The sequence below is a fragment of the Acidisphaera rubrifaciens HS-AP3 genome, assembly GCF_000964365.1.
Lineage (GTDB): Bacteria > Pseudomonadota > Alphaproteobacteria > Acetobacterales > Acetobacteraceae > Acidisphaera > Acidisphaera rubrifaciens.
Genome location: NZ_BANB01000450.1, coordinates 1 through 8,300 on the forward strand (window position 1 = coordinate 1; position 8,300 = coordinate 8,300).

The 8,300-nt window shown below is 72.8% G+C and carries 8 protein-coding genes; 7 read left to right on the forward strand and 1 reads right to left on the reverse strand.

The genetic code is table 11. The features are described 5' to 3' along the window. Nucleotides 1-67 precede the first annotated feature (67 nt). The 4 genes from B8460_RS12760 to B8460_RS12775 all read left to right on the forward strand — a co-directional run bounded on the left by B8460_RS12760 (nt 68) and on the right by B8460_RS12775 (nt 3,675). Nucleotides 68-1,462: a radical SAM protein gene (locus B8460_RS12760; RefSeq protein WP_084623610.1), complete on the forward strand. Its 1,395-nt coding sequence runs from the start codon at nt 68-70 to the stop codon at nt 1,460-1,462. After that, nucleotides 1,459-2,250 carry a DUF547 domain-containing protein gene (locus B8460_RS12765; protein WP_048861984.1) on the forward strand — a complete coding sequence of 264 codons (792 nt, stop codon included), beginning with the start codon at nt 1,459-1,461 and terminating at the stop codon, nt 2,248-2,250. Before B8460_RS12760 ends, B8460_RS12765 begins: the two co-directional genes overlap by 4 nt. A gap of 170 nt (nt 2,251-2,420) precedes the next feature. Beyond that, nucleotides 2,421-3,377, forward strand: a complete 957-nt coding sequence (locus B8460_RS12770; RefSeq protein ID WP_048861985.1) for a radical SAM protein — start codon at nt 2,421-2,423, stop codon at nt 3,375-3,377. Nucleotide 3,378: 1 nt separating this feature from the next. Next, nucleotides 3,379-3,675, forward strand: a complete 297-nt coding sequence (locus B8460_RS12775; RefSeq protein ID WP_048861986.1) for a hypothetical protein — start codon at nt 3,379-3,381, stop codon at nt 3,673-3,675. A gap of 12 nt (nt 3,676-3,687) precedes the next feature. Here the strand turns inward: B8460_RS12775 and pobA are convergent, their stop codons facing one another. Then, on the reverse strand, nt 3,688-4,866 hold the full coding sequence (gene pobA / locus B8460_RS12780) for a 4-hydroxybenzoate 3-monooxygenase (RefSeq protein WP_048861987.1): 1,179 nt from the start codon (nt 4,864-4,866) through the stop codon (nt 3,688-3,690). Between the two features lie 201 nt (nt 4,867-5,067). On the opposite strand from pobA, the gene B8460_RS12785 reads away from it, so the two are divergent. The 3 genes from B8460_RS12785 to B8460_RS12795 all read left to right on the forward strand — a co-directional run. After that, nucleotides 5,068-5,598 carry a (2Fe-2S)-binding protein gene (locus B8460_RS12785; RefSeq protein WP_048861988.1) on the forward strand — a complete coding sequence of 177 codons (531 nt, stop codon included), beginning with the start codon at nt 5,068-5,070 and terminating at the stop codon, nt 5,596-5,598. Next, a complete protein-coding gene (locus B8460_RS12790) occupies nt 5,595-6,614 on the forward strand; it encodes an FAD binding domain-containing protein (protein ID WP_048861989.1) in 1,020 nt (339 codons plus the stop codon). The genes B8460_RS12785 and B8460_RS12790 overlap by 4 nt, the downstream gene beginning before the upstream one ends. Next, nucleotides 6,607-8,300 (forward strand): xanthine dehydrogenase family protein molybdopterin-binding subunit (locus B8460_RS12795; RefSeq protein ID WP_048861990.1); only part of this gene is annotated, 1,694 nt, incomplete at its 3' end. The genes B8460_RS12790 and B8460_RS12795, both read left to right, overlap by 8 nt.

The following is an 8,300-nucleotide window of genomic DNA, read 5'->3' on the forward strand; positions in this document are numbered from 1 at the left end:
GAGTTCAGACGTGTGCTCTTCCGATCTGGGGCGTAGGGCACGCAGACGAGACGACAGGCGGTGTGCCATGACGTGCGACACCCGGCTTCTCTCCCCGGCGGACATCGCGGCCGCGCGGCCGTATGCGCCGCTGCCGGACGGCGCCGACCCGCTGGCGGTGGCGCGCGCGCGCATGCAGGCGACGGGGCAGTGGCACGACCGGCAGTCGATGGGCCGGCGCTGGTCGATCGGCTGCGTCGCGCTGGAGATCACGCAGCGCTGCAACCTGGATTGCACGCTCTGCTATTTGTCGGATCATGCCGAGGCGGTGCACGACATCCCGCTGGAGGCGGTGTACGCGCGCATCGACATGATCCGCGCGCAGTACGGGCCGGACACCGACGTGCAGATCACCGGCGGCGACCCGACCCTGCGCCGGCGCGACGAGCTGGTGGCGATCGTGCGGCGGGTGCGCGCGCGCGGGATGCGGCCGAGCCTGTTCACCAACGGCATCAGGGCGACGCGCGCGCTGCTGGCGGAGCTGGCGGTAGCTGGGCTGGTGGACGTCGCGTTCCACGTGGACATGACGCAGGGGCGCGCGGGCTACGACAGCGAGGTGGCGCTGAACGCGTTGCGGGCCGAGTATATCGCGCGGGCGCGCGGGCTCGGTCTGTCGGTATTCTTCAACACCACCGTGTTCGACGGCAATTTCGACCAGATCCCGGACGTGGTCGCGTTCTTCGTCGTGCATGCCGACGTGGTGCGGGTGGCGAGTTTCCAGTTGCAGGCGGCGACCGGGCGCGGCGCGCTGGGCGCGCGGACGCAGCCGATACGCATCGACACGGTGGCCGGGCGGATACGCGCGGGCGCGCGGGCGGAGATCGCGTTCGACACGCCCATCGCGGGACACGCCGACTGCAACCGTTATGCGATGACGCTGGTGGCCGACGGGCGGGTGCACGATCTGTTCGGCGATCCGTCCGCGCTGGCGACGATCCTGGGGGCGACGGCGGGCGTGCAGTTCGACCGGCAGCATCGCGGGCGGGCGCTGCTGTCGCTGTCGCGCGGGCTGCTGCGCCGTCCGGGTGCTACGGCGCGGCTGGTGCCGTGGGCGGCGCGGCGGCTGTGGGCGATGCGACGCGACCTGTTCGCCGCGCGCGGGCGGGCGCACAAGCTGTCGTTCTTCATCCACGACTTCATGGATGCGGGGCATCTGTCGTGCGAGCGCATCGACGCCTGCGTGTTCATGGTCGCGACGGCGGACGGCCCGATGTCGATGTGCCTGCACAATGCCCGCCGCGACAGCTACATCCTGCGCTCCGTCAGGACGGAGACGGGATGGTGGAACCCGCTGACGGGACAGAGCGAGGCCGCTCCCGCGCCGGTGCGCGCGCCGGCGCTGACGCGCAAGACCGCGCGCGGGCGGCGGCGGATCGAGATCGACCGTCGCCATGCGGCGCGCGTGCGGGCCGGGCGGACGTGACCGTCCTGCCGCGCCGGTGGCTGTTGCGCACGGGGCTGGCACTCGCGATGCCTGCGATCCTGCGCGCGCGGCAGGCGGGGGCGGCGGGGACGGCGATGCCCTATCCGGCGTGGCTCGATGCATGGGCGGGCGTGCTGCAACGCCGTGTCGATGCGCGCGTGCGCGTCGATTTCGCCGGCATCGCCGCCGATCCCGGCCCGCTGGAGGCGGTGGTCGCGTCGGTCGCGGCGCAGGGGCCGCAGAACGATCCGCGCGCGTTCCCGACGCGGGCGGACGTCATCGCCTATCACCTCAACGCCTACAACGCGACGGCGATGCTGGGCATCGTCAGGCGGGGCATTCCGGACTATCTCGGCCTCATCGCGCGGTTCGCGTTCTTTGCCAACACCACGGTGCGGATCGGCGGGACGGATACGACGCTGAAGGAATACGAGAACGACGTGATCCGCCCGCTGGGCGAGGAGCGGGTGCATTTCTGCCTGAATTGCATGGTGCGCGGCTGCCCGCGCCTGCCGCGGGTGCCGTTCCGCGCGGGCGTGCTGGAGGCGCAGCTGTCGGCGGCGGCGCGCGAGTTCTGTTCGAGCCCGTATCAGGTGCGGCCGGCGCCGGATCGGGGGCGCGTCTATGTCTCGCAGATCTTCGAGTTCTATACGTCCGACTTCACGCCGGCCAAGGCGCCGAGCCTGCTCGCGTATGTCAACCGCTGGCGGGCCTCGACGCTGCCCGACGACTGGCGCGTGGGGTTCTTCGACTATGACTGGACCGTCAACCGCCAGCCCGCGCGATGAGCGGATGGCGTCACGCCGGCGAACCGTGGCTGTATCGGCATCTTCCTGGCGCGGCCGTGGCCGCCATATACGTCGGCGGCGGATGTCGCCATGCTGATCTCCGTGCTGGCCGGCACGAAAGGCGATCGCGCGCCTGCCGTCACCGCCCGACCGACCGAGGAACCGTCCCGATGACACGACCCGACGCCCTGCCCGCCGCGCCGCCGCCGCTGGCGCCCGGCAAGTTCCGCGATCCGTACGTCACCGCGCGCGGCGAGACGCGGGCGACCGTCGCGCCTGCGACGCTGCGCACGCTGTGGATCAACACCGGCACGCTGTGCAACATCACCTGCGCCAACTGCTACATCGAAAGCAGCCCGCGCAACGACGCGCTGGTGTATCCGACGGTCGCCGACATCCTGCCGTATCTGGACGAGGCGGCGGCACTGGGCACCGGGGAGATCGGTTTCACCGGCGGCGAACCGTTCATGAACCGGCATCTGCCGGCGATGCTCGACGCCGTGCTGGAGCGCGGCTTCCGCGCGCTGGTGCTGACCAACGCGATGAAGCCGATGCGCAACCACGAAGACGCTTTGCGGGCGGTGGGCGCGCGGGCCGGCGGGCGGCTGACGTTGCGCGTCAGTCTCGATCATTACGCCGCCGAGCGGCACGACGTCGAACGCGGCGCGGGCAGTTTCGCGCAGGCGCTGGACGGGCTGGCGTGGCTGTCGCGCAACGGATTCATCGTGCATGTCGCCGGGCGGAGCGCCTTCGGCGAGGGCGAGGGCGCGATGCGGGCGGGCTATGCGGCGCTGTTCGCGGCGCACGGCATCCCGATCGACGCGGACGACCCGGTGGCGCTGATGCTGTTCCCCGAGATGGACGCGCGCGTCGACGTGCCGGAGATCACGACGGCGTGCTGGGGCATCCTCGGCAAGCGGCCGGATGCGGTGATGTGCGCGACCTCGCGCATGGTGGTCAAGCGACGGGGCGCGGACGCGCCGACGGTCGTTGCCTGCACGCTGCTGCCGTATGACCCGCAATTCGACCTCGGCCCCACGCTCGCGGGCGCGTTGCGGCCGGTCGCGCTGAACCATCCGCATTGCGCGAAGTTCTGCGTCCTCGGCGGCGCCGCCTGCGCGGCGTGAGATGGGGCGCCGCGCGCGGCTGATACGCGGGGCGGTGGCGGCGGGCGGGCTTCTGCTCGTCGTCTACGTGCTGCTGATCCTGCCGGCGCCGCGCGTCGCCGCGCCCGCCTGGGTCTGGCGGTTCTTCGTCGCCTGGGCGGTGGGCGTGCCGTACTGGCATTTCATCGAATACCGGCTGCTGCGCGACCCCGCCGCCGGCGCGCCGGAACAGGCCGAGTTCCGCGCGTTGCAGCAACATTCGCGCGCGGTCTGGCTCGGCGTGCTGGCGGTGCTGGCGGTGGTGCTGCTGCGCGGATAGCGCGGCGGGGCCTCACGCCTCGATCGGCAGGCCCACGTAGTTCTCGGCCAGCGCCGTCTGCGCCGCGACGGAATGGCGGATATAGGCGAGTTCGGCGACCTGCATCCGCCGGTCGAACGGGCGCATGTCCGGGAAGCGGTGCATCAGGCTGGTGAACCACCACGAAAACCGCTCCGCCTTCCACACGCGGGCGAGGGCGCGGGCGGAATAGGTGTCGATGCCCTCGCTGCGTCCGTGGCGGCAGAAGGCCTCGATCGCCGGGCCGAGGATGGCGACGTCGGAGACGGCGAGGTTCATGCCCTTGGCCCCGGTCGGCGGCACGATGTGCGCCGCGTCGCCGGCGAGGAACAGGCGGTGGTGGCGCATCGGCTCCACCACGGAGCTGCGCAGCGGCGCGATGCTTTTCTCGAAGGACGGGCCGCGCGTCAGCGAGGCGGCGGCCTCCGGCCCGAGGCGCACGGCGAGTTCGTCCCAGAAGCGCTCGTCGGGCCAGTCCTCGATCCGCTCGTCGAGGCTGCATTGCAGGTAATAGCGGCTGCGCGTGTGCGAGCGCATGCTGGCGAGCGCGAAGCCGTGCGCGTGGTTGGCATAGATCAGCTCCTCCGCGACCGGTGGCACGTCGGCGAGGATGCCGAGCCAGCCGAAGGGATAGACGCGCTCGAACATCTCCTGCGCGCCGGCCGGGATGGCGGCGCGGCAGACGCCGTGCTGTCCGTCGCAGCCCACGACGAGGTCGCAGTCGAGACGCCGCGCCTCGCCGCCGTGGCGGTAGGTGACGTGCGGGCGGTCGCTGTCGATGCCGTGCAGGGCCACGTCCTCCGCCTCGAACGTGACGGGCACGCCGCGCGCCTCGGCGGCGTCGAACAGGTCGCGCATGACTTCCTGCTGGCCGTACACCATGACGGTGTCGCCGCCGGTCAGCGTCTGCATGTCGATGCGGAACACCGCGCCGTCATAGCCGAGGTTGACGCCGCCATGGACGATGCCCTCGGCGTTCATGCGGGCGTCGATGCCGAGGCGGGCGAGCAGGGCGGCGGTGCCGCGTTCGAGCACGCCCGCGCGCACCCGCCCCTCCACGTAGGCACGGGTGCGGCGTTCGAGGACGATCGCCTCCACCCCCGCCTGATGCAGCATGTGGGCGAGGAACATGCCGGCGGGGCCGGCGCCGATGATGGCGACCTGGGTGCGCATGGGTCGGGACTTTCTCTCCGGTCGTGCTCGCGGGCGCGGGCGGCCCAGGATGCAACAGGTGGGGTGGGGGCGCGAAGGGCCAAGCTTGCGCGGGCGCCCGGACCTGGCCGCCGGGCCCCGCCTCCGGAGCGCATGTCCGGCAACTGTCCGCGGGATGACGGCGTTGGCAGGGTCGACCCCCGCAACCCCGAGGATGAACCGATGCCGCCTTCCGCAACGCCGCCGCGCCGCGACGCGGCCGACAGCACCGCCGTTGCGATCACCTTGACCGTGAACGGCCGAGAACACCGGCTGGAGGTCGAGCCTTGGACCACCCTGCTCGACCTGCTGCGCGAGCGGCTGGGCCTGACGGGCACCAAGAAAGGGTGCGACCACGGCCAGTGCGGCGCCTGCACGGTGCTGGCGGACGGCGTGCGCATCAATGCCTGCCTCGCGCTCGCGGTCACGCGCGACGGGGCGGCGGTGACGACGATCGAGGGCGTGGCGGCAGCGGATGGCACGCTGCATCCGCTGCAGGCGGCGTTCATCGCGCATGACGCCCTGCAATGCGGCTACTGCACGCCGGGGCAGATCTGCTCCGCGCTCGGCCTGCTGACCGAGGGGCACGCGCGCGACGCGGACGACATACGCGAGCTGATGAGCGGCAACATCTGCCGCTGCGGCGCCTACCAGAACATCGTCGCGGCGGTGCTGGACGTGGCGCGGACCGAGCGGGCGGAGACGGCGGCATGAACCGGTTCACGTATGTGCGGCCGGTGACGGTCGCGGACGCCGTGGCGGCGAAGGCCGGCGCGCCGGCGGGACGTTTCATCGCGGGAGGGACCAACCTGGTCGATCTGATGAAAAGCGACGTGGAGCGGCCGCCGCGGCTGATCGATATCGGCCGGGTGCCGGGCATGGACGCGGTGACGGCGCTGCCCGATGGCGGGCTGCGGATCGGCGCGCTGGTGACCAATGCGCGCGTCGCCTATGACCGGCAGATCGCGGCGGCCTATCCGCTGCTGGCGGAGGCGATCCTGGCGGGCGCGTCGGCGCAGCTGCGCAACGCGGCGACGACCGGCGGCAACCTGCTGCAACGCACGCGCTGCCACTACTTCTATGATCCGTCGATGCCGTGCAACAAGCGCACGCGCGGCGCGGGATGTGCCGCGATCGGCGGGGTGACGCGCATGCACGCGATCCTCGGCGCGAGCGAGCACTGCATCGCGACGCACCCGTCCGACATGTGCGTGGCCCTCGCCGCGCTGGAGGCGGTCGTGCAGGTGAGCGGGCCGCACGGCGCGCGGGCGATCCCGATGGCGGAGTTCCACCGCCTGCCGGGCGACCGGCCGGACCTCGACACCACGCTCGGCGCGGACGAGATGGTCACGTCGGTCGATCTGCCGGCGGCGCGGTTCACGACGCATACGGCGTACATGAAGCTGCGCGACCGCGCGTCCTATGCGTTCGCGATCGTCTCCGTCGCGGCGGCGCTGCGGCTGCGCGACGGACGCATCGAGGAGGCGCGGCTCGCGCTGGGCGGCGTGGCGCAGAAGCCCTGGCGCCGGCCGGAGGCGGAGGAGGCGTTGCGCGGACGCGCGCCGGACGAGGCGACGTTCGACCGCGCGGCGGACATCCTGCTCGACGGCGCGCGGGGGCAGGGCGACAACGATTTCAAGATCGGGCTCGCACGCGCCGTGCTGCTGCGCGCGCTGGCACAGGCGGCGGCGGGCGGCAGCGACGCGCAGGGAGGCCACGCCCGTGCATGATACGCGGACGCAGGACGCGGCGCCCTATGTCGGACGGCCGCAGGCGCGGGTGGACGGACACGCGAAGGTGACCGGCGCCGCGCGCTATGCCGGCGAGTTCGCGGCCGAGGGACTGGCGCACGGCGCCGCCGTCTCCGCGACGATCGGGCGCGGGCGCATCCGCGCGATCGACACCGCCGAGGGGCTGGCGGCGCCGGGCGTGATCGCCATCTATACGCACGAGAACCGGCCGGCGGTCCCCGGCGCGCCGGCCGCGTATCACGACGGCGTGGCGCCGCCGGGCGAGGCGTTCCGGCCGCTCGACGGCGACCGCGTCCTGTTCGCCGGGCAGCCGGTCGCGCTGGTCGTCGCCGACACGTTCGAAGCGGCGCGCCATGCCGCGCGGCTGGTGCGCGTCGAGTACGAGGCCGAGGCGACGACGACGGATCTCGCCGGCGCGCTGGATGCCGCCTATGTGCCGCCGGAGCCGCGCGACGGCATCCCGCCGCCGCCCGCGCCGCGCGGCGACGCGCCGGGCGCGTTCCGTGGCGCCCCGGTGCGGGTCGAGCGACGCTATGCGGTGCCGATGGAGCACCACAACCCGATGGAGCCGCATGCGACGACCGCGATCCTCGGCGCGGACGGCGTGCTGACGGTGCATGACAAGACGCAGGGCGTCGGCAACACGCGCGACTATCTGCGCGGCGTGTTCGGCCTCGACGAGGCGCGGCTGCGCGTCGTCTCGCCGTTTGTCGGCGGGGCGTTCGGCCTCGCGCTGCGGCCGCAGTATCAGGCGTTCCTGGCGGTGATGGCTGCACTCGACCTACGCCGGTCGGTGCGGGTGGTGCTGACGCGGCCGCAGATGTTCAGCATGGGATTCCGGCCCGCGACCATCCAGGACGTGCGGCTGGGCGCGGATAAGGACGGGCGGCTGCTGTCGGTCGAGCATACGGCGGTCGCGGGCACGTCGCGGTTCGAGGATTACCAGGAAGCCGTGGTGAACTGGTCGGGCCAGCTGTACCGGTGCGACAACGTGCGGCTGGAATACCGGCTGGCGAAGCTGGACACCTACACGCCCGCCGACATGCGCGCCCCGGGGGCGGCGCTGGGTCTGTTCGCGCTCGAACAGGCGATGGACGAGCTGGCGGAACGGGTCGGCGTCGATCCGGTCGAGCTGCGGCTGCGCAACTATGCCGAGACGGACGGCAACGCCGGACGGCCGTTCACCAGCAAGGCGCTGCGCGAGGCGTATGCGGCGGGGGCGGAGCGGTTCGGCTGGGCGGCGCGCACCCCGGCGCCGCGGTCGATGCGCGAGGGCGACACGCTGATCGGCTGGGGCATGGCGGGCGGCGTGTGGGACGCGATGATGATGCCGACCGCCGCGCGCGCCGTGCTGCGCGCCGACGGCACGGCGGAGGTGGCGACGGCGTCCGCTGATATCGGCACCGGCACCTATACGATCCTGGCGCAGATCGCCGCCGACGCGCTCGCGGTCGATATCGCGCGGGTCGCGGTGCGGCTCGGCGACACGCGTCTGCCGGACAGTCCGCTGGAGGGCGGGTCGTGGACCGCCGCCTCCGCCGGGGCGGCGGTGGACGCGGCGTGCCGCGCGGTGCGCGGACGGCTGTTCGCCCTGGCGCGGCGGATGGACGGCTCGCCGGTCGCGAACATCCCGGATGCGCGGCTGGTGCTGCGCGGCGGGCGCGT

Bases quoted from the DNA above. Each gene is read 5' to 3' on its own strand.
- B8460_RS12760 (WP_084623610.1), top strand. From the start codon at position 68: ATGACGTGCGACACCCGGCTTCTCTCCCCGGCGGACATCGCGGCCGCG.
- B8460_RS12770 (WP_048861985.1), top strand. From the start codon at position 2,421: ATGACACGACCCGACGCCCTGCCCGCCGCGCCGCCGCCGCTGGCGCCC.
- B8460_RS12775 (WP_048861986.1), top strand. From the start codon at position 3,379: ATGGGGCGCCGCGCGCGGCTGATACGCGGGGCGGTGGCGGCGGGCGGG.
- pobA (WP_048861987.1), bottom strand. From the start codon at position 4,866: ATGCGCACCCAGGTCGCCATCATCGGCGCCGGCCCCGCCGGCATGTTC.
- B8460_RS12785 (WP_048861988.1), top strand. From the start codon at position 5,068: ATGCCGCCTTCCGCAACGCCGCCGCGCCGCGACGCGGCCGACAGCACC.
- B8460_RS12790 (WP_048861989.1), top strand. From the start codon at position 5,595: ATGAACCGGTTCACGTATGTGCGGCCGGTGACGGTCGCGGACGCCGTG.